This is a genomic window from Streptomyces sp. AC555_RSS877 (assembly GCF_019049245.1).
GTDB lineage: Bacteria > Actinomycetota > Actinomycetes > Streptomycetales > Streptomycetaceae > Streptomyces.
Genome location: NZ_JAGMUK010000040.1, coordinates 55,404 through 77,264 on the forward strand (window position 1 = coordinate 55,404; position 21,861 = coordinate 77,264).

20 protein-coding genes and 3 pseudogenes are annotated in these 21,861 nt (G+C 73.1%); 10 read left to right on the top strand and 13 right to left on the bottom strand.

All coding sequences use genetic code 11. The features are described 5' to 3' along the window. Positions 1–58: 58 nt before the first annotated feature. Complete coding sequence (locus tag KUM49_RS17570; RefSeq protein WP_217237792.1) at positions 59–889, top strand: pentapeptide repeat-containing protein; 831 nt, start codon at positions 59–61, stop codon at positions 887–889. Here KUM49_RS17570 and KUM49_RS17575 read toward each other — a convergent pair. Next, positions 851–2,371, bottom strand: a complete 1,521-nt coding sequence (locus KUM49_RS17575; protein WP_217237793.1) for a cytochrome P450 — start codon at positions 2,369–2,371, stop codon at positions 851–853. The genes KUM49_RS17570 and KUM49_RS17575 overlap by 39 nt on opposite strands. A gap of 107 nt (positions 2,372–2,478) precedes the next feature. Between KUM49_RS17575 and KUM49_RS17580 the strand changes: the two genes are divergently transcribed. Both KUM49_RS17580 and KUM49_RS17585 read left to right on the top strand, forming a co-directional pair. Next, positions 2,479–3,075, top strand: coding sequence for a TetR/AcrR family transcriptional regulator (locus KUM49_RS17580; protein WP_217237794.1), 597 nt, complete (start codon positions 2,479–2,481; stop codon positions 3,073–3,075). A 112-nt stretch (positions 3,076–3,187) separates the two neighbouring features. Further along, entirely contained in the window at positions 3,188–3,913 is a 726-nt protein-coding gene (locus KUM49_RS17585; protein WP_217237795.1) for a DUF2470 domain-containing protein, read from the top strand. On the opposite strand, the gene KUM49_RS17590 is transcribed toward KUM49_RS17585, so the two are convergent. From KUM49_RS17590 to KUM49_RS17605, 4 genes are all read right to left on the bottom strand, one after another. Then, positions 3,881–5,089, bottom strand: coding sequence for a lactonase family protein (locus KUM49_RS17590; protein WP_217237796.1), 1,209 nt, complete (start codon positions 5,087–5,089; stop codon positions 3,881–3,883). The genes KUM49_RS17585 and KUM49_RS17590 overlap by 33 nt on opposite strands. 115 nt (positions 5,090–5,204) lie before the next feature. Continuing rightward, on the bottom strand, positions 5,205–6,245 hold the full coding sequence (locus tag KUM49_RS17595) for a hypothetical protein (RefSeq protein ID WP_217237797.1): 1,041 nt from the start codon (positions 6,243–6,245) through the stop codon (positions 5,205–5,207). Between the two features lie 54 nt (positions 6,246–6,299). Beyond that, a complete protein-coding gene (locus KUM49_RS17600; protein ID WP_217237798.1) occupies positions 6,300–7,562 on the bottom strand; it encodes an aromatic acid exporter family protein in 1,263 nt (420 codons plus the stop codon). Positions 7,563–7,707: 145 nt separating this feature from the next. Next, the gene (locus KUM49_RS17605) at positions 7,708–8,202 is read right to left on the bottom strand and encodes an FBP domain-containing protein (RefSeq protein ID WP_217237799.1); all 495 of its coding nucleotides are present in this window, start codon (positions 8,200–8,202) and stop codon (positions 7,708–7,710) included. A 98-nt stretch (positions 8,203–8,300) separates the two neighbouring features. Between KUM49_RS17605 and KUM49_RS17610 the strand changes: the two genes are divergently transcribed. Further along, positions 8,301–9,281 carry a DUF3626 domain-containing protein gene (locus tag KUM49_RS17610; protein WP_308406651.1) on the top strand — a complete coding sequence of 327 codons (981 nt, stop codon included), beginning with the start codon at positions 8,301–8,303 and terminating at the stop codon, positions 9,279–9,281. Here KUM49_RS17610 and KUM49_RS17615 read toward each other — a convergent pair. Continuing rightward, a pseudogene (locus tag KUM49_RS17615) lies at positions 9,197–9,718 on the bottom strand (helix-turn-helix transcriptional regulator); the annotation flags it as partial. The gene KUM49_RS17610 and the pseudogene KUM49_RS17615 sit on opposite strands and share 85 nt — an antisense overlap. Here KUM49_RS17615 and KUM49_RS17620 point away from each other — a divergent pair. From KUM49_RS17620 to KUM49_RS17630, 3 genes and pseudogenes are all read left to right on the top strand, one after another. After that, positions 9,709–9,960 (top strand): annotated as a pseudogene (locus KUM49_RS17620) (hypothetical protein); the annotation flags it as partial. The pseudogenes KUM49_RS17615 and KUM49_RS17620 sit on opposite strands and share 10 nt — an antisense overlap. Positions 9,961–9,983: 23 nt before the next feature. Beyond that, positions 9,984–10,988, top strand: coding sequence for a phosphotransferase (locus KUM49_RS17625; protein ID WP_308406652.1), 1,005 nt, complete (start codon positions 9,984–9,986; stop codon positions 10,986–10,988). Positions 10,989–11,175: 187 nt separating this feature from the next. Continuing rightward, positions 11,176–11,466 (top strand): hypothetical protein, encoded by a 291-nt coding sequence (locus KUM49_RS17630; RefSeq protein ID WP_217237801.1) that lies wholly within the window; start codon positions 11,176–11,178, stop codon positions 11,464–11,466. Positions 11,467–11,523: 57 nt separating this feature from the next. Here the strand turns inward: KUM49_RS17630 and KUM49_RS17635 are convergent, their stop codons facing one another. From KUM49_RS17635 to KUM49_RS17650, 4 genes are all read right to left on the bottom strand, one after another. Then, a complete protein-coding gene (locus KUM49_RS17635; RefSeq protein WP_217237802.1) occupies positions 11,524–12,552 on the bottom strand; it encodes an SDR family oxidoreductase in 1,029 nt (342 codons plus the stop codon). A gap of 324 nt (positions 12,553–12,876) precedes the next feature. Next, the gene (locus tag KUM49_RS17640) at positions 12,877–14,055 is read right to left on the bottom strand and encodes an aromatic acid exporter family protein (protein ID WP_217237803.1); all 1,179 of its coding nucleotides are present in this window, start codon (positions 14,053–14,055) and stop codon (positions 12,877–12,879) included. Between the two features lie 45 nt (positions 14,056–14,100). After that, positions 14,101–14,757, bottom strand: coding sequence for an HAD family hydrolase (locus KUM49_RS17645; protein ID WP_217237804.1), 657 nt, complete (start codon positions 14,755–14,757; stop codon positions 14,101–14,103). A gap of 43 nt (positions 14,758–14,800) precedes the next feature. After that, positions 14,801–15,838 carry a PHP domain-containing protein gene (locus tag KUM49_RS17650; RefSeq protein ID WP_217237805.1) on the bottom strand — a complete coding sequence of 346 codons (1,038 nt, stop codon included), beginning with the start codon at positions 15,836–15,838 and terminating at the stop codon, positions 14,801–14,803. A gap of 146 nt (positions 15,839–15,984) precedes the next feature. Here KUM49_RS17650 and KUM49_RS17655 point away from each other — a divergent pair, with 146 nt between their 5' ends. From KUM49_RS17655 to KUM49_RS17660, 3 genes and pseudogenes are all read left to right on the top strand, one after another. Beyond that, positions 15,985–16,794, top strand: a complete 810-nt coding sequence (locus KUM49_RS17655; RefSeq protein WP_217237806.1) for an SDR family oxidoreductase — start codon at positions 15,985–15,987, stop codon at positions 16,792–16,794. A gap of 238 nt (positions 16,795–17,032) precedes the next feature. Continuing rightward, positions 17,033–17,221 (top strand): annotated as a pseudogene (locus tag KUM49_RS50705) (hypothetical protein); the annotation flags it as partial. A 525-nt stretch (positions 17,222–17,746) separates the two neighbouring features. Continuing rightward, positions 17,747–17,983, top strand: coding sequence for a hypothetical protein (locus KUM49_RS17660; protein ID WP_217237807.1), 237 nt, complete (start codon positions 17,747–17,749; stop codon positions 17,981–17,983). A 106-nt stretch (positions 17,984–18,089) separates the two neighbouring features. Here the strand turns inward: KUM49_RS17660 and KUM49_RS48355 are convergent, their stop codons facing one another. The 3 genes from KUM49_RS48355 to otr(A) all read right to left on the bottom strand — a co-directional run bounded on the left by KUM49_RS48355 (position 18,090) and on the right by otr(A) (position 21,762). Continuing rightward, complete coding sequence (locus KUM49_RS48355) at positions 18,090–18,722, bottom strand: VanZ family protein (protein WP_254401394.1); 633 nt, start codon at positions 18,720–18,722, stop codon at positions 18,090–18,092. A gap of 222 nt (positions 18,723–18,944) precedes the next feature. Beyond that, the gene (locus KUM49_RS17670) at positions 18,945–19,607 is read right to left on the bottom strand and encodes a DUF4230 domain-containing protein (protein WP_217237808.1); all 663 of its coding nucleotides are present in this window, start codon (positions 19,605–19,607) and stop codon (positions 18,945–18,947) included. A 292-nt stretch (positions 19,608–19,899) separates the two neighbouring features. Then, positions 19,900–21,762 carry a tetracycline resistance ribosomal protection protein Otr(A) gene (gene otr(A), locus KUM49_RS17675; protein WP_217237809.1) on the bottom strand — a complete coding sequence of 621 codons (1,863 nt, stop codon included), beginning with the start codon at positions 21,760–21,762 and terminating at the stop codon, positions 19,900–19,902. Positions 21,763–21,861: the final 99 nt, after the last annotated feature.

Genomic DNA, 21,861 nt, shown 5'->3' on the forward strand with positions numbered 1-21,861 from the left:
CCCGGCGCCGGACGGACGCGGCCCGGGGCATGACCTGCGGGAAAGTACGCTGGAGGTCATGTCAGACCATATGACCGACCGAGCCGGGCTGCGCGGCGACTGCGAGCAGTGCTTCGGTCTGTGCTGCGTCGCCCTGCCCTTCGCCGCGTCGGCGGACTTCGCCATCGACAAGGAGGCCGGGAAACCCTGCCCGAACCTCCGGGGCGACCACCGCTGCGGCATCCACGCCAGGCTGCGCACCGAGGGCTTCACCGGCTGTACGGTCTACGACTGTTTCGGCGCCGGCCAGAAGGTCTCACAGGTCACCTTCGGCGGCCGGGACCGGCGTACGGGCTCGCGCGAGGACGCCCGGCGCATGGCCGACGTCTTCCCGGTCGTCCGTCAGCTCCACGAACTGCTCTGGTACCTCACCGAGGCGCGTGCCCTGCCCGCCGCCCGCCCGGTCCACGCCGACCTCGGCCGGGCGCTGGAGCAGACCGAGGCGCTTACCCGGCAAACCCCCGAGGAGCTCGGCCGGTTGGACGTCGGCGCACACCGGCAGGAGGTCAACGTGCTCCTGCTCAGGACCAGTGAGCTGGCCCGGGCGGGCATACCCGGCAAGAAGAAGAACCGCCGCGGCGCGGACCTGATGGGCGCCCGCCTGGGGGGCGCCGACCTGCGGGGCGCCAACCTGCGCGGCACCTACCTCATCGCCGCCGACCTCACCGGCGCCGACCTGCGCGGCGCGGACCTGATCGGCGCCGACCTGCGTGACGCCGACCTGACGGACGCGGACCTGACCGACGCCTTCTTCCTCACCCAGCCACAGCTGAACGCGGCCCGGGGCAGCGCGGGCACCCGGCTGCCGCAGTCAGTCACCCGCCCCGCGCACTGGACAGCGCGGCTCTGAGGAAGCCGCCTCGACGGCGGTCGCGGCCACCGGGTCCGTGGTGGTGGCTGCCCGCCGTTCCAGGTGCAGCCGCAGCCCCTCCGGCATCAGCGTGAGCCGTTCGGTCACCCGCAGCCGGTAGTCCGGGTCGGGCCGCAGCTCGTAGCGGCGCAGCAGCAGGCCGAGGACCAGGGTGGCCTCGTGCAGCGCGAACTGCCGCCCGATGCACGCCCGCGCCCCCGTCCCGAACGGCTTGAAGGTGTGCGGGGGGCGCGACCGTACGGCCTTCGCCTCGAAGCGGTCCGGGTCGAACTCCTCGGCGTCGGCTCCCCAGACCGCCCGGTCGCGGTGCAGCATCGGCGTGATCACCAGCGTCCAGGCGCCCCGCCGCATGGGATGCGTCCCGGCCAACACCGTGTCGTGCCGGGCCTCCCGGGCGAAGGCGGGCGCCGTCGGCCACAGTCGCAGTGTCTCGTCCAGCACCCGGCGCACGTACCGCAGTTTCGCCACCTGGTCGTAGCCGGGCCGTTCCGTGTCGCCCCAGACCTGGTCGACCTCGGCGCGGGCCCGGGCGGCGACGTCCGGGTGCCGGGCGAGGTAGTGCAGGGCGAAGGAGAGCGCGCCCGACGTGGTCTCGTGACCGGCGACCAGGAAGGTGATGACCTGACGGCGCACGTTCGTCGCGGACAGCCGCTCGCCGGTCTCGGGGCGGGCCGTGTCCAGCATCCGGTCCAGCAGGTCCGAGCCGCCGTCCCCGCCCGCCGTACGCCGGGCGCGGACCAGGTCGTCGACCGTGCGGTTGAGGTACGCGATGTCGGCCTCGTTGCGACGGGCGGCCCGGCGCAGCAACTGCGGGAAGGGCACGCTGTTCAGCTGCTGCGCGTAGGTGAGCGTGCCGATCATCGCGGTCACGAAGGGGTGCGGCCGGGCGCGTTCGAAGGAGCCGAAGTCGTGCCCGAAGCCGGTCCGCGCGATCGTCTCCAGGGTCAGCTTGGTCATGTCGCCGGGCACGTCCACCGCCCGGCCCGCCACCAGCTCGCGGTCCCAGTGGCCGGTGAGCCGGCCGGCCACCGCCAGCATCATCGCGTGGTAGCCCTCCATGGCGTCCCGGCTGAAGCCCGGGGCCAGGACGTCGTGTGCCAGCTGCCAGTTGGGCTCGTGGTTGTACGCGGTGAACAGTCCGTCCCCGGCGACCGGCCGCAGGTTGGCGACGCCGAGACCCACGTGTTTGGCGAACCGGGACTCGTCCGCCAGGTCGGCCACGAGGCCGGCGCCCCAGGTGAACACGAACTCCCGGCCGAACGCCTTGCGCCGGAAGATCGGCCCCAGCTGCCGGGCGTACCGCAAGGTGTCCTGGAGGGGGGTGCGCCTGTCGACGCCGATCACGTCACCGAGCAGGGGGATCCGGCGCGGCGGGTGCGGGATGCGGTGCAGCTCCGGCCAGCCCTGTTCCGCGCCGCGGAATCCGGCGGGCAGCCCGGCCTCGGTCGTGGTCTGAGCCATGGCCCCATCTCCCTTGACGCAGCGGCCGGTTGGACTGTTGTACGTCGGTTCAACAGCGCGTTCCAGTCTGGTCCCGCTGTTGAACCGACGTCAAGTAAAGTGCGGGCATGGCCGCGAACCAGGGCGCACGCCGCCGGCTCAGCACCGAGGAGCGCCGGGAGCAGCTTTTGTCGGTGGGGGAGCGGCTGTTCTCGGAGAGCCCGTACGACGAGGTGTGGATCGAGCAGGTCGCCGAGATCGCCGGAGTGTCGCGTGGGCTGCTCTACCACTACTTCCCGACCAAGCGGGACTTCTTCGCGGCGGTGGTGGAGCGCGAGAGCGAGCGGATGCTGCGGATGTCGGCGGCCGTGCCCGGGGTGCCGGTGCGCGAGCAGCTCGCCGCCGGCCTCGACGCGTATCTGGAGTACGTCCGGACCCATGCGCACGGCTACCGCGCCTTCCACCGCGCCGACGCTTCGGGCGATCAGTCCGTGCGCAGGGTCTACCGGCGGGCGCTGGCCGCACAGGAGCGGCAGATTCTCGCAACCCTGGCCGCCGATCCCGAGTTCGGCCCGCTCGCGCAGACGCGGCCCGACCTCCAGCTGGCCGTCCGGGGCTGGCTGGGGTTCATCACCGCCGTGAGTCTGGAGTGGCTTCGCGGCTCGGACCTCTCCCGGGAACAGGTGCGGGACCTGTGCGCCCGGGCGCTGCTGGGCGTCATCTGATCCGGCCGGCCCGGCCGTTCGGCCCGTCCCGGGGACATTCGTCGCCGCCCGTGGTTGGCTTCAGCCCTGATCTTCGATAAGTTAGGCAAGGCTTACCTAAGGAGGTTTCGGGATGGGTGACAGTCAAACCTGGACGGCCGCGCCTTCCGCGGCGGAACGGGCCCGGTCGGTGCTCGCCGCCGCGTGGTCCTGCGCGGTGACCGCGGAGGGCGGACGCGAGGAGTTCGTCGGCGCGCACACCGTGACCGAGGACGGGCGGGTGCTCCTGCACGTGCGCGAGGACAGCACCCTGCTCACGGCCGCGATCTGCGCGCCCCGCGGGGAGCCGTCCGCCGTCCTGGAGTTCGCCGACGTCGCGCCCGTCCCCGTGGGCAACCGGATCCGCGCCCGGCTGTGGATGGCGGGATGGTTCGTCCCCGACGACGGCCATCTGGCCTTCCAGGCCACCCGGGTGGTGCTGCGCCTGGCGTCCGGCGCGGTGGTCGTGGCCCTCGACGAGTTCGCCGCCGCCGCACCCGACCCGCTGGCCACGGCCGAGGCCCGGCTGCTCACGCACCTCGCCGACTGCCACGCCGACGCCGTCGAGCGGCTCACCCGCCTCGTCGACTCCGACAGCCTGCACGGCGCGGTCCGGGTCCAGCCCCTGGCGGTCGACCGGCACGGGCTGACGCTGCGCATCGAACGCGCCCGGGCCCACGGTGACGTACGGCTGGCCTTCCACCGGCCGGCCGACGACGTCGCCCAGCTCACCGAGCGGATGCACGTCCTGCTCACCCAGGCCGGCACCGCCACCTGCCCGCGGGCGCTACAGCGGCAGCGCACAGACGGCGACGGGTGACGCGAACGGCTCGCCCGCGAGCCGCAGTTCACCACTGCCCTCGTCCACGTGGAAGACGCTCACCGTGCCGGACTTCTGGTTCGCCGCGAACAGCAGCGTCCCGTCCGGCGAGAAGGCGATCTGTCGCGGGAAGTCACCGGACACCGCGACCGTGTCGAGCAGCCGGAGCCGGGCGCCGTCCGCCTCCACCGCGTACCGCGTGAGGCTGTTGTGGCCCCGGTTGGCGAGATAGGCGTACGCGCCGTTCGACGTCACCAGGATCTGCGCCGGATAGTTCGTGCCCGATCCCGTACCCGTCGACTGGGCCTCGCCGACGGTCAGCCGGCCGCCGTCCGGATCGTACGCGCAGACCGCGACCGTGTCGTCGACCTCGTTGGCCAGATACGCGTGCCGCCCCCCGGGGTGGAAGGTGAGGTGACGCGGCCCGGCACCCGGCCGGGTGTGCGCCTGCGCGACCTCGCCGAGCCGGCCGGTCCTCTCGTCCAGGCGGTAGGTGTACACGGTGTCCGTGCCCAGGTCGACGGCGAGCACATGGCCGCCGTCCGGACTCGTCACGAACTGGTGGGCGTGCGGCCCCTCCTGACCCGGTCCGGGCGCCGGACTGGAGTGCGTGACCAGCTCGGCACGTTCACCGAGCGCGCCCGAGGCGTCGATCGGGTGCACGGCCACACTGCCGGACGCGTAGTTGGCGCTGAGCAGCCAGCGCCCGCCCGGATGCACGGACAGATGACAGGGGCCCGCGCCGCCGGTGCCGCGGCTCCCCAGAACCCTGCGGTCGGCGAGCCGGACAGCGGTCACCGCGCCCGCCTCGCGCTCGTTCACCGCGTACAGCGTGCCCCCGTCCGGATGCACCGCGAGGTACGACGGGTCGCCGACGCCGGCGAGCGTGCCGGTTCTGCTGATACGGCCGCTCGCCGCGTCGTAGGTGGCCAGGCCGAGGCCGGTGCCGCCGCCCTCCACCGAGGTGTACGTGCCGAGGTAGAGCGGGCGGGGGCCGGAGGGCGTGCGGCTCCGGGCCGGAGCGCTCGGAGCCGCCTCGGCGGCTCCCGTCCGCGTCCCGGCGGCCGTCGGGTCGGCGGGCGGCGGCGCGTCGTCGCACCCGGGCAGTACGGCCGCGGCACCCGCCCCTGTCAGGGCGCCGACGAATCGGCGCCTGCTCCAGCCCTCACTGCCCATGTGCACACCTCAGGTCGTCGTTCCCTCGCGACAGCCACCTTGACGTGGATCACCCGTCACGTGCAACAACGGCATCACGCGTTGCGTATGACGCAACAACCCGTCGGTCTGTCGCCTACCAGTCGCCGTCCTCGACCGGCTTTCCCGGCGCGTCCTTCAGCGGCTGCACCTGCTGCGCCGAAGGCTGCTGCCAGGGTTCGTGGTCGTCTCCCAGCCAGTCGCCGACCGGCTTGACGCCCTGGAGGGTGTCCGTGGCCGTGAGGTCCTCGGCGTCCTGGTCGTAGTAGTCGAACCAGGGCAGCCCGGCACGGGTGTACGCGGCACGGTCCACGGGCGAGGGCGGGGGCGCCTCGCCGGTGATGCGGCGCCACTCGGGAGGTGTCACCAGGTGCACGAACACCCGCCCCGCGGGCTGCTCCGCCCAGTCCGTGAGCGGCCGGTCGTCCCGGTAGACCTCCTGGCGCATCGAACCGCCCACGCCGAGGCCCATCGCGGCCGCGGCCCGCGGCGGGCCCGCGGTCGCGGCGGGAGCTGCCGGCGCCATCGCCATGGGCATGGCCGCTCCGTAGCTCTTGCCGGGCGCCGGCATCGCCCGCGCCCGCTCGGCCCGCAGCCGCTCCTCCTCGCGCCACCGGGCCAGCGGCCCGTCGCTCAGCGGGAACGACTGCAGCTGTACGCCGCCCCACACCTCCTCGCCCGTGACCTGGCCCTCGACGGTCGCGCCGAGACCCAGCGGCACCGCCACGAACTGGCGGACCGTGCCCTTCCCGGAGTTGATGCCGTCCAGCCACGGCTGGCGCGGCAGCACGACGTAGTTCTGCGGATCACGCGCGAGCCGGTCGCTCCACGGCCTGCCGGAGACGGCGCACACCTTGCCCACCCCGACCTGCAACGCGGCCGGTTCCCTCGTGCCCGAGAAGCTGAGCCACATCGCCTCCCGCAGGTACACCGGCAGCATCACGCCGCCGCGCGCCCGCCACTGCTCGGGGACGGTGTCCGGGTAGTCGGAGACCCGCCGCACAGGAAACTCGCCGAGCCCCGGCGGCAGCGGATGTGTGCCCGTCTCGGGCAGCCGCAGCGTGCGCACGAACCGCACCGCCGCACCGCCCGGCAGCCGCAGTGTGTTCCCGTCGATCCGCACGGTGGTGTCGGTCATCGACCCGCCCCCTTCGTCCCCGCCCCGGAGGCACGCCGCCTCAAGGTGACTTCTTCACCTTGAACGCCGCTCGGCGCCCGTCCGGTTCCGGCGCAGCTGCTCGGGCACGTGCAGACTTTCCCGCAGCCGGGTGAGCCGCGGCATGCGTTCGCGCTGCTCGCGGGAGACGCGGTCCAGTTCCTCCAGGAGGCGGCGCGAGCGGTGCTCGGTGTCGAGCTCGTCGAGGATCCGGTTCACCTCGGTGAGCACGGCACCGAGCAGCTGCCACTGGCGGGCGTCACGCTGGACCTCCTCCAGCAGCAGCTGGGCCAGCTTGTCGCGGGTGGCCGCGGCCTGTCGCAACTCGGCGGTCAGCCGGGACTCCGCCGCATCGGCGTTCAGGCTCACCGGGGTGGTGACCAGGACCGCGAAGCTGACCACGGCATCCGCGATCTCCGACAGCAGCCGCTCCACGGCGGCGCCCGTCTCCGGCGCGAAGGAGCGCGGAAGGGGCTCGGAGTCGCGCTCCTTCGCGAGGTCGGTGAAGGTGCGCGCGAGCACCCGCAGCACGACCGTGCAGATCTCCAGCGTGTCCAGGCCGGTGCGCAGCACCACGCGGTGCAGCAGGCCCTCCTTCACGCGCGGATTGAGCCGCAGGCTGTCCTCGGCCTGCCGCAGGGCCGCGTCCACCTCGACGATGTCGTGGTCGAGCCGGCGCGCCTCGTGCAGCCGGGCCGTCGCATGCTCGACGGGCGTCCGGCCCGCGGCCTCCTCGCCCATGCTCAGCATCAACTGCCGCACCCGGCGGGCCAGCCCCTCGATCGACTCCCCGGCCTCGCCCACCCACACCGGCGGGGCGAACAGCAGATTGCAGCCCAGGCCGACGACCGCGCCGATCAGGGTCTCCAGCACCCGCGCCCACGCTGTGTCCCCGACGGTCGTGACCCCGAGCACCAGCATCGCGCTGATCGCCACCTCGGGCACGAACTCGTCGACCCGCACCAGATGCCCGACGGCCAGCGCCGCCACGATCAGCAGCCCGAGGCTCCACCAGGTCAGACCCACCAGCAGACTGAAGGCGATGGCGACGAAGACCCCCGCCACCACGGAGTTCACCCGTCGGATACCGGTGGTGAGCGTGGAGTAGAGGGTGACCTGGACGACCAGCAGCGCGGTGAGCGGCGCGGTGAGCGGAGCTGCTTCAGGGCTGAGGCGCAGCGCGATGACATACGCGATCGTCGCCGCGGCCGACGACCGCAGCGCCTGTACGACGACCGGGTCCCGGTGCCGCTTCACCAAGCGCACCAGGGACGTCGTCCACTCCCGTACGTCTCGCATCCTCGGACTGTCCCCTTCCACGGATGTACCGAAGGTACTCATTGAGGACGGAAACTGTCGGCAAGGAAACGTAGTCTGCCATTCCGCTCCAGCGTCGGGTGCCTGGGGTGCGCGAGGTGGGCCAGGCCGCCGTACGGCTGCCCGGTCAGGCGTGCAGTTTGTCCAGGAAGGCGATCAGATGGCCCCTCGTCCGGACGATCTGCTGCTCCAGGGTCAGGCTCTCCTCGAAGCGGGACCCGGATTCCAGGGCCTTCTTGCCGCGCAGGTAGAGGGAGCACGCCAGATCGGTGCACATGTACAGGCCCACCGAGTTTCCCTCGCGGCCCGCCGGGCCGGCCTTGCGGGCGGTCATCAGGGAGACGCCGCCGCCCGGGTGGGTGGTCAGGCACAGCGAGCACATGCTGCGGTGCAGGAAGCCGCGCTGGGAGGAGGGGAAACGCAGGGTGACGCCGACCGCCCGGCCCTCCCGCTCGGTGACCAGGTAACTGCGGTCGGGCGCTCCGGGATCCCGCCAGCCCAGGAAGTCCAGGTCGTCCCAGGGGCGTTCGCCGAGGTCCCGGGGGAGGGGCAGGCGTTTGGCCTCTCCCTTCGAGCAGTTGACGAACGAGGTGCGGATGTCGTGCTCGGTGAGTGATCTCATGGGGGAGTCTCCTGGGGGCTCGTGCTCGTGCTCATGCAGTGAAACCTAGGGGTATTAGGTTGATGGTCAGGGTAGGCAGGCGCGAGGGGGAGAGGCCAGTGGATTTCCCGGACGTGGTGGCGCCGCGGGCGCGGGCCGCGCTCAGGCACGTGACGGCGGGCTCGAAGGGGCCGGCCGTTGCTGCCGACCTGCGCATCACGCTGAACTTCCACCCGGACCGCGCGGTGGGCGGGCTGACCGTCCTGAGGGCGCTCGCCCGGGACGGCGCGTATCACTCGCAGTTCGTCACGGGCACCGGTAACGGCGGCCTGACCGCGCACCCCGGCGGCGACCGGTGGCGCTGGGAGAGCCGGATCTTCGGCGGGGTCTACGACGACGCGGACGCTCACGACCGGCCGGTGTACGGCGCGTTGGACTTCCGCCGTCAGATCGTCGGCGCGGCCCCGAGGTTCGGCTCGTCCCACTTCCGTCTCACCGGCGCCGCGCTCGCCCGCGCCACCTTCTGTTACCCCGACAGCGCGGCCGAGCCGGCCGACTTCGGCGTCGCGGCGGGCATGTCCCTGATCGCGCTGGCCGAGGCGGACGAGCAGGACGCCCTCAACGACTACATCGAGGCCCAGGTCCACGGCGGCGTCGTGCTTGCCCGGGACGTGGAGGCGCTCGTCCTCGACGCGAGTTATCGCGGCACGCCCGTCGAGACGGCGGCCGGCCTGCTGCCCTGTCCCGTCGCATGGCACCCCGGCTACCGGCTCACCGTGGCCGGACTGCGCCGCCACGCCGACTACCGGGGGCAGGAGTACGCGCAGTTGGGCGCGCACATCGCCCAGGGCGGCCGGATCGATCCCCGGATCATCGGTGACGCGGCCCGCACGGGACGGTACGCACCGCAGGACCTGAAGATGGTGTGGCACACGCTGGCCCGCTTCGGGGCGCCGGAAGGGGCAGGGACGGCTCGTTCCGGCGTCGCGGCTCGGGCAGGAAGGGCCGACGCGGCTCACTTGGCCGACGCGGCCCCGTCCTCCGACACGGCGGCGGCTGCCGGGGGCCACACCCCGGCGGCCAGCACACCCAGCGCGTAGGCCCGGGCGACCAGTTCCGTACGGTTCGCCGCGCCCCAGCGCGCGGACAGGCGCCGCAGGTGATAGGTGACGCCGTCCACGGTGAGGCCGGTGTCGCGGGCGGCCAGGGCCGTGGTCGCGCCGCTCGCGAGCATCGCCAGGATGCGGGCCTCGACCGGTGTGACAGGTGCCGGCGCCTCCTCGGGCTCGGGCGACTCGCGCTCCCCCCGTACGTGCAGCATCACCAGCAGGGCCGGTGTCAGCTCGATGCTGTCGCTCACCGGGTCCGCCGTCAGTTCTCCGTACCGCCGCACTCCGCCGGGCGCCTTCCAGCGCACCGGCACCTGGTAGCGCGAGCGGTGCCGCAGCCGCAGCGCCTGCGCGATCCGCTCGACCTGAGTCGCCTCCTGCGGCCGGAACAGCTCCAGCACGTCCCGGCCGCGCAGGCGCCCCGGACGGGGCGGCCTTCGTGCAGCACCGGATCGCCGCCGAGGCCGACGAGGTGTGGGAACTGCTGGACGCGGGCGCCCGGGTGTACGTGTGCGGCGACGGTTCGCGAATGGCGCCGGGCGTGCGGGACGCGTTCCGTACCCTGTACCGGGAGCGCACGCCGGACGCCGACGAGGCCGCCGCCGAACAGTGGCTGGACGGGCTGGTGCAGGCCGGGCGTTACGTCGAGGACGTGTACGCGGCGGGCTGACCGCGGGGGAGGGGCGGGTGCGAGTGGGGGAATCGACGCAGATCTGGGAACGGGCCCGACGCGTCCTGGCGGAGGCGGGCCTGCCCGCCGACCGCCTCACTCGCGTCCGCCCGCTGACCGGGGGCACCTACAACGCCGTCGAGGAACTTCTCCTCACCGACGGCAGCCGTTACGTGCTGAAGGTCGCCCCCGCGCCGACCGTGCCGGGCCTGCGCTACGAGAGCCGCCTCCTGGTCTCCGAGGCGGAGTTCTACCGGGCGGCCGCCGAGGCCGGCGTATCCGCGCCGCACGTCGAGGCGGCCGGCGTCGACACCGCCGTACCGCATCTGCTGATGACGGCCTGCCCCGGTGAACCGTGGAACAGGTCCCTCGCCGGACCCGGAGCCGAACCCGAACGCGCATCGCTGCGCACCGAGTTGGGGCGCCAGGTGGCCCGGCTGCACACGGTGACGGGGCCCGGGTTCGGCTATCCGTCGGGCGCCCTGGGACCGCTGGCATCCGACTGGCGGACGGCCTTCGGCGGCATGGTCGAGGCGATTCTGGACGACGCCCGCCGCTACCGGGCCCCACTGCCCCGGCCCGCCGACGAGGTGGCACGGACGATCCGGGCCGCCCTCCCCGCGCTCGACGAGGTCACCACTGCCTGCCTGGTCCACTTCGACCTGTGGGAGGGGAACATCCTCCTGGACCGCCCGGCGGGGGAGGAGCCCCGCATCGGAGGGCTCATCGACGGCGAGCGCATGTTCTGGGGCGACCCCCTCGCCGACTTCGTCTCCCTGGCACTGCTGGGCGACATCAGGAAGGACGAGGCGTTCCTCGCGGGCTACCGGGAAGCCGGCGGGCGGGCCGATTTCGACACCCCGGCCCAGGTCCGCCTCGCCCTCTACCGCGCCTACCTCTACCTGATCATGCTCAGCGAGACGATTCCGCGGGCAGCCGACGCCGACCAGCAGCGCTGGGTCCAGGAGGCGGTCGCCCCGGAACTCGTCGCGGCCCTGGAGGAGATCGAGGACCTGGCCCCTCGCTAGACCGGAGCGCTTGGTCGAGGGCGTGCGTCAAGAGAGCGACGGAAAGTCGCCTTCTGTGCCACCCTCCTCCGCCACCCTGCTGCGCCGACCTGGCGCACGCCCTGGAGGAGCCGACGCCGCGCTGACGTTTCGCTGGTCATCGCGGAGGTACTCGCGTGGCGCCCGAACCACGCGAAGGGAGGAAACCGTGGCCGAGCACCGCGACGAAGGCCCCGGCGAGAACGGGGTGCCCGTGCCCCGGGACCTGCCGGACCAGCAGGCGCACGACGGCGAGGACCCGTGGGAGGTCGGCGCCGGTCGCGCCCAAGGTGACACCCTCGACACCGACGAGGCCGCGGACTCCGCGGACGCCGCGGAGTCCGACGAGCCCACCGCCGACGTCCCCGACACGGACGAGTCGGGAACGGGCCGGCGAGGCGCCCCGCAATCGGGCGCCGTCCACCCGGAACAGCCGGTACCGGACGAACCCTCCGCCTGACCGCGCGCCGTGCGCCCTGCGCCCGACTGCCGCCGGGCGCAGGGCGCAAATCCACGGTCAGCCGACCTTGTGGCCCTGCAGGGGCGCCGTCCTCGCGCCCGCCCCCTGCTGCATGCCGAGCAGGAACTCCTCCAGCACCTCCGGGGCCGTGTGGTCCGGCCGCCAGCCGAGTTCCGTGCGGGCGCGGGTGCAGTCCATCAGGGGGAGCCTGAGGACCGCGTCGAACAGGTGCGGGGAGGCGGGCAGCAGGTGCAGGCCCCAGGCGGCGGCGATCGCCGAGCGGGCCGCCGGGCGCGGCAGCCGTACGGGGCGGGCGCCGAGCATCTCGCCCAGCAGCTCCGCGTCGACGGGGGGTTCGCCCGCCAGGTTGAACGGCCCGTTGACATTCATGCCCAGGGCCAGCCGGTACGCCTTGGCCGCGTCGTCGGTGTGCAGGGCCTGGACGCGCAGTCCCGGGATGTCGGGGAGGAAGGGCAGCAGATCCGGCCGGGCCAGCTGGCCGGGCAGGAAACGCCCGCCGAAGATGCGGCGCTGCTCGCTCGCCGACTCCCGCTTGAAGAGGAAGGCGGGCCGCATCCGCACCACCCGGATGTCGGGGTGGTCGCGCTCGAACGTGTCCAGGGCCCGCTCCAGATAGGCCTTCTCCCGGCAGTACGCGGCGTCCGGCCAGCCGTGCGTCGGCCAGGTCTCGTCCACCGCGTGATCCTTCGGTCCCGGCGAGTACGCGCCGACGGACGAGGCGTGCACCAGGGTCGGTACGGCGGCCGTCGCCACCGCGTCGAACACCCGGATGGAACCGAGCACGTTCGTGCGCCAGGTCGTCGCCGGGTCGTGCGTCGGCTGGAACGCCCACGCGAGATGGACCACCGCGTCGGCGCCCTCGAACTCCCTGATCAGGTCGGACTGGTCGGACGCCAGGTCGACCGCCGACCACTCCGTCTTCGGGACCTCCCAGTCGGGGAGCCGGCGGGCCAGCCCCCGCACGGATCCGACCTTGGCGTCCTCGGAGAGGAGGCGCACCAGACTGGTGCCGACGTTGCCGGTGGCGCCCGTGACCACGATCCTGCTGCCCGTTGTGCTGCTCACCTTCGGCTCCTCTCGGCCGCGGGTCCGACGGGACCGCCCGAGTACCCGGCCGTCGGCGATGCACGCGGTCCACGGACCCGCCGGGCAGAAAGGGAAAGCCCCGACCGGACGGGGGAATCACGGTCGGGGCTGGTTCAGGTGTGGGCGCGGATGGCGGTCGCCTCTCGGCGAAAGGCTCCACAGGGCTTCAGCCGGACGATCGTCCCTGTGGGCAAAAGGTGAGGCCCGGGGACACTGTCCCATCCGCACCCACGGTCTGTTCAACGGGCAACCACCCGTGGATGTTCCATGCTCCCGCGCCCTGCGCGGTGATCCGTGTCACGGTCACCGGGCGGCGTCCGGCAGAGCCTCGTTCCACAGGTTGTCCGCCTGCAGCAGCAGCGTCCCCAGAAGGGCCGTCCTGCCCGCGTCGTGTGCGGCGTGCTCCCCCAGCTCGCTCTGCAGTTCCTCGTGCAGCTTCCGCATCCTTGCCTCGGCCTCGCGGTCCGGGCGGGTGTCCTCGTCGGCGCCCAGCAGCCGCCGGTTCTCCGCGTGGCACGCGTCCCCGATCAGCTCCAGGAGACGGGCGTACGAGCGCAGCGCGGGGCCGTCGGGCGGGGTGGGTGAGCGGTCGCCGTCGGCCGCCACCGTCAGAGTCCGGGTCAGCGCTCCTACATGGCCGGTGATACGGCTCCAGCGTTCGTCCTCCTCGACGGGCGGTGCGGTCGGCGGCACCCGGTGCAGGGCGCGCAGGGGGCCGGAGGTGAAGCGCAGGCTCTCCCGGCTCCAGCCGCGGGCCGACCTCAGCGCCTCCAGCCGCCGCTCCAGCCGTGACGAGGCGCTCGACCAGTCCGCGGCGGACTGCGGGTCCCAGTCGGTGTCCCGCAGATCGCAGGCGAGGCTGTGCAGCACGTCCCCCGTCTCCCCTGCGAGCGCGGCCAGGTTCTCCCGTACGTCCCGCAGATGGATCGGCGGCAGGACGAGCGCGTTGACGGCGATCCCGATGACCGCGCCCAGCGCCGCCTGCCCCACCCGGTGTCCCACCGCCGACGCCGTGACCGTGCCGGTGGCGAGGGTGAACACGGCGGTGGTCGCGCCGTAGATGCCCTGGTCGCCGAAGCGGTGCCAGTTCGAGAGCAGCATCAGCACCGGCGCGCACAGCGCCAGCGCACCCAGTGTGTCGCCGGTGAGCCACTGTGCTCCCGACGCCAGCAGTGCCCCGACGCAGATCGCCGTGAACTGCTGCGCGGCCTGCATGAGCGAGCTGTAGACCGTCGCCTGCACCAGCACCAGCGCCACCCAGGGCGCCATCAGGGCCATCGGGTCGCCCATCCAGTCGCTCGCCACGTACCAGGCGAGCAGCGCCGCCGCCGCGGCCTTCAGCGACTGGACGACCAGATCGCGTTCCCGCCCGGGTCCCCGCCAGACCGCCCGTACCGCCTGCCCCACGACGTGCGCCTCGCGCCGCAGGGCGTCGGCCGGGCGGGCGGAGCGCACGCGTACCCCATCTGTCACTCGGATCATTCCGGGTGGGTATCCGCGTGGCGCCGCCCCTCACCTCCGGGCGGCTCAGCTCAGAGGGCTGTCGGCCAACGACGCCAACAGGTCGGCGGGGTCGGCGTAGATCGCCGTTGCGCCCGCCTCCTCGAGGTCCGCACGGGGGATGCCGCCGCACAGGACGCCCACGCAGCGCACCCCGGCCCGGGCGCCCGCGCGCATGTCCCAGACCGTGTCGCCGACGAACACGGCACTTTCGGCAGGCACTTCGGCCAGTTCCAGGGCGTGTTCGACGGGCTCGGGGGCGGGCTTGCCCTCCGCGACGTCGTCGGCGCTCGCGGTGGCGGCGATCGCGTCGTCCGCGCCGATCGCGCGCCGCAGGGCGTCGAGTTCCGCGCCGCTCGCGGACGTCGCCAGTACGACCCTCCAGCCCCGCTGGTCCAGTCGCCGCAGCAGCCGCCCGGCGTCCTGCAGCGCGGGCAGCCGGTCGAAGTACTGGCCGTACAGGGCCTTGTGGGCGGCGCTCAGTTCCGCGTCCTGGTCCTTGTCACGGTCGTCGCCCAGCAGATGGGCGACGAGGTCGGTGGAGCCGAGTCCCACGGCCCGGTGGACGGCGTGCATCGGCACCCGGTGGCCCGCTTGGCGGAAGGCCTCCCACCAGGTGGTGACATGGAGGTGATTGGTGTCGACGAGGGTCCCGTCGACGTCGAATACGGCCGCCCGTTCCATTCGTCCGTCCCTTCCTGTGCTCTGTCGCCGCACGAGTACCACGTCAGGGGATCGCCACTCGGTCCGGAACCCGGCCCTCCCGGCTCCAGGCCAGCAGCTCCTCCAGGGCCCAGGTGGTGACCACGCGCTCGGCGGGCACCCCGCACTCCTCCGCCCGCGCGCACCCGTGGATCTGCCAGTCCAGCTGGCCGGGCGCGTGCGCGTCGGTGTCGACGGAGAACAGCACACCCGCGGTCATGGCCCGGCTGACCAGCCGCCGCGGCGGATCGAGCCGCTCGGGCCGGCTGTTGATCTCCACGGCGGTACCGGACTCGGCGCACGCGGCGAACACCTCGTCCGCGTCGAACTGCGACTCCGGCCGCCCCCGTCCCGTCACCAGCCGTCCCGTGCAGTGCCCGAGGACGTCCGCGTGCGGATCACGTACGGCGGCCACCATGCGGCGGGTCATCGAGCGGGCGTCCATGCGCAGCTTGGAGTGCACGGACACCACCACCACGTCCAGCCGTTCCAGCAGCTCCGGCTCCTGGTCGAGCGAGCCGTCGTCGAGGATGTCGCACTCGATGCCGGTGAGGAGGCGGAACGGCGCCCACGTCTCGTTGAGTTCCGCCACCACCTCCAGCTGCCGGCGCAGTCGCTCGGGCGACAGCCCGCGTGCCACGGTCAGCCGCGGCGAGTGGTCGGTGAGCACCGCCCACTCGTGGCCCAGTTCCGCCGCCGCCCGGCCCATCTCCTCGATCGGGCTGCCGCCGTCCGACCAGTCGGAGTGCAGATGGCAGTCCCCGCGCAGCAGCGCCCGCAGCCGCTCTCCGCCCACGGCCAGCGGGGACGCGGCCTCGCCCTCCAGTTTCTCCAGGTAGCCGGGCACCCGGCCGTCCAGCGCCTCGCGCACCACCTGTGCCGTCTTCGGGCCGACGCCCTTCAGCGACTCCAGCGTCCCGGCGTCCGCCCGCTCGCGCACCTCGTCCTCGGGCAGCACGGCCAGCACCCGGGCCGCTGTCCTGAAGGCGCGCACCCGGTACGTCGGCTCGCGGGACCGCTCCAGCAGGAAGCCGATCCGCTCCAGGGCCTCCACGGGATCCATCGCCACCTCCTCCTCAAGGGTTCCCCAGGCCGACGCGGGCCGCACCAGGAGACGGGCGGCCACCCGACCGGCGGGCGGTTTGTCCGGTACCTGGCCGGGTACTGCGATGCCTCATCACCTCGCCCGCGTTCACGAGGAGGCCTGTCATGTCCGCCCCCACCGCACCCCGCAGCAAGGTGGCCGTGATCACCGGAGCCGACTCCGGCATCGGCAAGGCCACCGCCGTCCGCCTGGCCGACGCGGGGATGGACGTCGGCATCACCTGGCACAGCGACCACGAGGGCGCCGAGGAGACCGCCGAGGAGGTCCGTGCCCACGGGCAGCGGGCCGCCGTCGCCCAGATGGACCTGACCCGGCTGCCCACCGCCGCCGACACCGTCGACGAGCTCCGCGACCGCCTCGGCCGTCTCGACGTCCTGGTCAACAACGCCGGTACGGGCACCATGACGCCGTTCCTCGACCTGGAACTCGACGACGTCCGCGAGGTCATCGACGTCGACCTGCTCGGCCCGTTCCTGTGCGGTCAGAAGGCGGCCCGGCACATGATCCAGCAGGGCGGCGGCGGCCGGATCGTCAACGTGACGTCCGTTCACGAGCACCAGCCGCGGGTCGGCGCCGCCCCCTACTGCGCGGCCAAGGGCGGCCTCGGTCTGCTCACGCAGGTCATGGCCCTGGAGCTCGCCGAGCACGGCATCACCGTCAACGCGGTGGCACCCGGCGAGATCGCCACCCCCATGACCGGTCAGGAGGACACCGACCCGCACACCGAGGACCGCCCCGGCGTCCCGCTCGGCCGCCCCGGCGACGCCCGCGAGGTCGCGGCCGTGATCGCCTTCCTCGCCGGCCCCGAGGCCTCGTACGTCACCGGCGCCTCCTGGAGCGTGGACGGCGGCATGCTCCGGATGGGCCCGCAGGCCGGCTCGCACCTGGGCGGCGACGACTGGCGGCGTCCCTGAAACGGCGCCGCCCGTGAGGCTGCGCACCAACTCCCGCGACCGTCCCGGCTTTTCACCCGTCCGCTGAGGTCGCGACTCCCGCTACCGGGACACCCCGGCGAGCCGCTCACCGATCAGGCATCGGCCCGGATCCGCGCCCTGACCATCCCGCCCGCCTGGTGCGAGGTGTGGATCTGCCCCTGGCCCGACGGGCATCACAAGGCCGTCGGCGCCGACGCCGCCAATACCGGTACCACGAGTGGGTCTGCGCCCAGCAGGAGCAGGCCGAGCACGAGCACGTACGCGAGGTCGCCCGCGCCCTGCCCACGCTGCGGGAGCAGGCCGCCGCCGGTTCGGCGGGCGGGGTCCGAGCCGGGAGCGCGTCACGGCCTGCGCGGTACGCCTGCTCGACCTGGGATTCTTCCGCGTCGGCAGCGACCGCCACACCCGCAGCAGCGAGACCTACGGCCTGACGCCGATGCTGCGCGAGCACGTCACCTGCGGCCGCGGCGAGATTTCCTTCGGCTGTCCGGCCAAGGGCGGCACCGAGAACGTCCGGGCGCTCGCGGACGACCGGGCCCTGAGCGTCGTACGAGCGCTGCGGCGGGGACCGGCTGCTCGCGTACCGGGGAAAAGGGTGCCTGGCACGAGCTGCACGGCGGGGATCTCGACGAGGCGCCGCGCCGGCTGTCCGGCACCGACATCACGGCGTAGGACTCCCGTACCTGGCACGCGACCGTCCTGGCCGCCGTCGCGCTCGCCGTCACCGCCGGGCGGCGGCACGCTGACCTCGCGCACCGCCCGGGCCGGTCCGAGGAGGGGACCACGATCGCCCCCGCGCTCACCCGGGTGGGCGAACACGGGGACTTCGGGCGGCCGGCCACCCGAGGAGCGGTCGAGGCGGCCGTTGTCGACCTGCTGGGCGGCTGGCTCGGACCCGGCCCTGACGCGGCTTGCGCTCTACGCTCTATACATGACCGAAAGCGAGAGCCCCTACATCGCCCACCCGCGGATCCTGGTGCTCGGGGTGCAGCCGACCACGCCGCCTTTCCGGATCGTGGAGATCGACGGCCAGGTGGTCGGTGAGGCGAGGGCCGTCACCGACGTCCTTGAGGCCGCCGCCGCGTTCGGCATCACCGTCCACGACCTGGACGACCCGGACGTGGTCCGCTGGGTGGGCGGCGACAAGTTCACCTGGACCCGCCACTGACCGACCGGCTCAGCCGGCCGTCCGCTTCTGCCCGGCGGCCCGGTGCCGCTCCACAGCCGGCCGGTCGAGTCGTCCGTGCACTGCTGGGCTACCTCCTCCTGCGGCCTCAGCTGTGCACGGCCCGGCTCATCCGCCTGCCCAGCAGGAGGTAGCCCACCAGCGCCCCGGCCGTGTTGAGGATGACGTCGTCGATGTCGAAGGCCCGGCCGGTGATCAGCGCGCCCTGGGCGAACTCCACCAACAGCATGACGGTCGCCGTCAGCAGGAGCACGCGCAGCATCCCGCGGGTCCGCGGGGCGACGATCGGCACCAGCACGCCGAACGGGACGCCCAGCAGCAGGTTCCCGCCGATCTGCTTGACCGCGTCCCGCAGCGCGGGCTGGTCCAGGTAGGCCCGCAGGGAGCGCCCCGGCCGCATGTTGGTGTGCGTCAGCGCCTCCGACGCAGGGGAGGGCTCCAGGGTCAGCCGGGCCAGGACGACGGCGAACGCCACCATCACCGCGAAAGCGCCCAGCATCGCCAGCAGGCGGAGGGGAAAGGGCACGGAATGCCGCTCGCGCCGGGCCGAGCGCGATCCACGCTCGGCCTTGGCGGTCCTGCTGCCTCTTTCGGCCTTGCCGCCCTTGCCGACCTTGGCTGTCTTGGGGGGCTTGGCGGTCTCCTCCGGCTTCGTGGCTTTGCCGGACCTGGCGTAGCGCAGACGAAAAGCGGTACGTGGACTTGAGGCTGTACGGGCCATGCGGTCCTCCGGTCTTCAACTTGCCTGCGTCCCAGGGCGATTACCCGCGAACCGGCCGAGAATGCGGCGAAGCCGTCTCGGGCCGGCCGGCCCGCCTTCGTGCTGTCGGGGCACTCCGGCTGAGACCGGCGCGCGTCGCCACCCGCGCGCCGCGCCCGGCCTTTTGTCCTGGCCTGCCGGGCTCGCCACGCAGCCGGCCTGCCGGGGATACTCGGCGCCTGGTCAGGCGCCGTAGCTGACCTCCACCTTCGTGAAGCCGAGGGAGCCCAGCAGGCCCTTCAGCATGGTCGTGGTGTTCGTCTCGGCGCGTTTGGTCAGCTCACTGTCCTTCGCCGCCTCGTTGATGTGCCGTACCGCCAGCTTCTGCACGGCCTGCTCGCTGTTCGGGTTGTCGGAGAAGAGGTCGCCGAGGCGGTCGAGGAATCCGCGCTGTTTGGAGACCGCGTAGGAACGGTCGGCGTCGAGGGCCGCCTTGCCGAGTTGCGCGTGCGGCAGCCGCAGGGTGGCGGACGTACGGTCGGCGTTGACCGTCACGTCGTTCTTGCCGACCTTGCCGAGGTCGACGTAGGCGTCGACGGTGCCCGCCCCGACGTACAGGGTGCGGGAGCCGCGGATCGCGTCGGGCAGGTATTTGGTGTCCTTCTCCAGGTCGACGACGATCTGGAAGTTGCCGGAGGCGGCGTCGTAACGGCTGATGTCCTGGATGGACTCGAGAAGTGCGGGGCCCGAACGGTCGTGCGTCTCCGTGCCGAACAGGTCCTTGAGACCCGGCAGCACGCTCAGCCGGATCCCGGCGAAGAACACGACGAGCACCAGCACCACGGCGCTCACCGCCTTCGCCCAGCCCGGCATACGTGTGGACACGCGCCTGATGGGAGTCGTCATGGCGACGGCCCTCCTTCCTACTGTTCGAATTCCCCTGAAAAACCTTGGCAGACCGTGTCGTTGGCCGATTCATACCGCTGATGGAGGCAAGTGGGGCGCACTGGCGTGCGGAACCCGTCCGGCCGGCGCGTCCGGAGACCCGCGCAGACAGCATCTCCAGGACTCCGCGCTCCATGCACCACATGGCCCGAGTGCCGGTGGGCCACGAGCTCGCGCCGGGCACCGTCGATCGGCGGGAGGGGCGGCCGACCCGCGAGCCCGCGCCGGCTGCGGTGTCCTGGCGGCGGCTCGTTCAGTGCGGCTTGAGTTCGCGGTCGCCCGACGGCCGCGACCACCACACCCCCTCGCCGTGCGTCAGCCCGGGCAGCCGCAGCTCGACCTCGCGCACCCGCCGGGCCGGGAGCTCACCGGTGATCAGCCAGACGGTGTCGCCGCCCGTGGTCCCCGTGAACTCGGCTCCAGCAGCTGCCAGTTGGGCGGTGACCGGTGCCAGCGCGTCCAGCGGGACCTCCGCCTCGAAGGCGTGGTACGGCTCGTACAGCCTGGTCCCCGCCTCCTCCAGGGCCCGGCGCAGCACGATCGGCGTGAGTCCGCGGAAGTCGGCGGCGGTGCTGACCGGCGCGCAGAAGCCGGACCGGGTCAGGACGACCCGGTAGTCAGTGACGGACGTACCGCGCAGCCCGGTGGCCATGGTCGCGTGGACCGTCTCCTCGATGGCCTGGTGAAAGGCACGGGGGAGCGCGCCGAGTTCCGTCTCGTACGCGAACATCCCGCCGAAGCCGCGCGGTCCCGGCTCCACGCGCAGCCCGACCGTCGCCCAGTAGCGGGTGCGGTCGTGCCACGGCAGCTCGTCCCAGGCCTCGCCGACGCCGGCCGGGCGCTCCAGGAACCGGATCCTGCCCGGCTCGAAGTCGGCCTCGATCCCGAAGCCGTCGGCGAGCGTCGCCGCGAGGACCTCCATCTGGACCTCGCCGTACAGGAGCAGTGCCGTGGCGCCCGAGGCCGCCGGGCGGGCGTGCATCAGCGGGTCCTGATCGGCGAGGGCGAGCAGGGCGGAGCGCAGGGGGGCCGCCTGTTCGGGGCGGCGGGCCCTGACCAGGGTCTCGAGCGTCGGCGGCGCGAACTGCGGGGCGCGGTCGCCGCCGGCATCACCGAGCCGGTCGCCCACCCGGATGCCCGCGACGCCGGTCAGAGCCGCGATGTTCCCGGAGGTGAGCTGCTCCGCCCCGCCGACGACGTCCAGGCGTGTCACCCGTCCGGAGACCTCCGTGGTCCGGCCGTCGGCCTCGCGCCGCAGGAACGTGAGGCGCCGGCGCCGGGTCACCTCACCGTCGTGGAGGCGCAGGTACGCCGTCCGCTCGCCGCCGGGCCCGGGCCGTACCGCGAACACGGTGCCGCGTGGGGCCCGGCCCGTCGTCGTGGGGGCCGGGGGGATCAGCCGGGTGACGCTCTCGACCAGCTCGGTGACGCCCTGGCCGCCGAGGGCCGAGCCGAAGAGGACGGGGTGGAAGGAGCCGTCGGCGGTGCGCGCGGCGAGTGCCTTGCGCAGGTCGCCCGGGGTCGGCTCGGGGCCGTCCACGACCGCCGCCAGGACGTCGGGGTCGACCTCGGCGAGCGCCTCGGCCAGCTGCCGGCCGGCCGGCAGCGGCACCGCACGGGCCTGGGCCGTACCGATGCCCGTCACGTCCGTGAGCGGTGCGATGTGCGGGGTCAGCCTGCGGCGGATGTCGTCGAGCAGGGAGTGGGAGCGGGCGCCCGCCCTGTCGATCTTGTTGACGAAGACCAGCGTGGGCAGCCGCAGCCGCCGCAGGGTCCGCATCAGGACACGGGTCTGCGCCTGTACGCCCTCCACGGCGGACAGCAGCAGCACCGCGCCGTCGAGGACCTCCAGGGCGCGCTCGACCTCGGCGATGAAGTCCGAGTGCCCCGGGGTGTCGATGAGGTTCACCTGGGTGTCGCCGACGGTGAACGCGGCGACGGCGGAGCGGATGGTGATGCCGCGCTGCCGCTCGATCGTCCCGTCGTCCGTGCGGGTGTCACCCGCGTCGACGCTGCCGAGCCGCTCGATGGTGCCGTGGTCGAACAGCAGCCGCTCGGTCAGACTGGTCTTACCGGCGTCGACGTGGGCCAGAATTCCGATGTTCAGGGTGTGCATGCGTGGTCGTGTCCTCGAGAACCGTCGTCCAGTAGGGGCGCTGGGGGTTGTCGAGGAGTCGGCGCATGCGAAGGTTCCTGACGTGAGGGAACACGGACG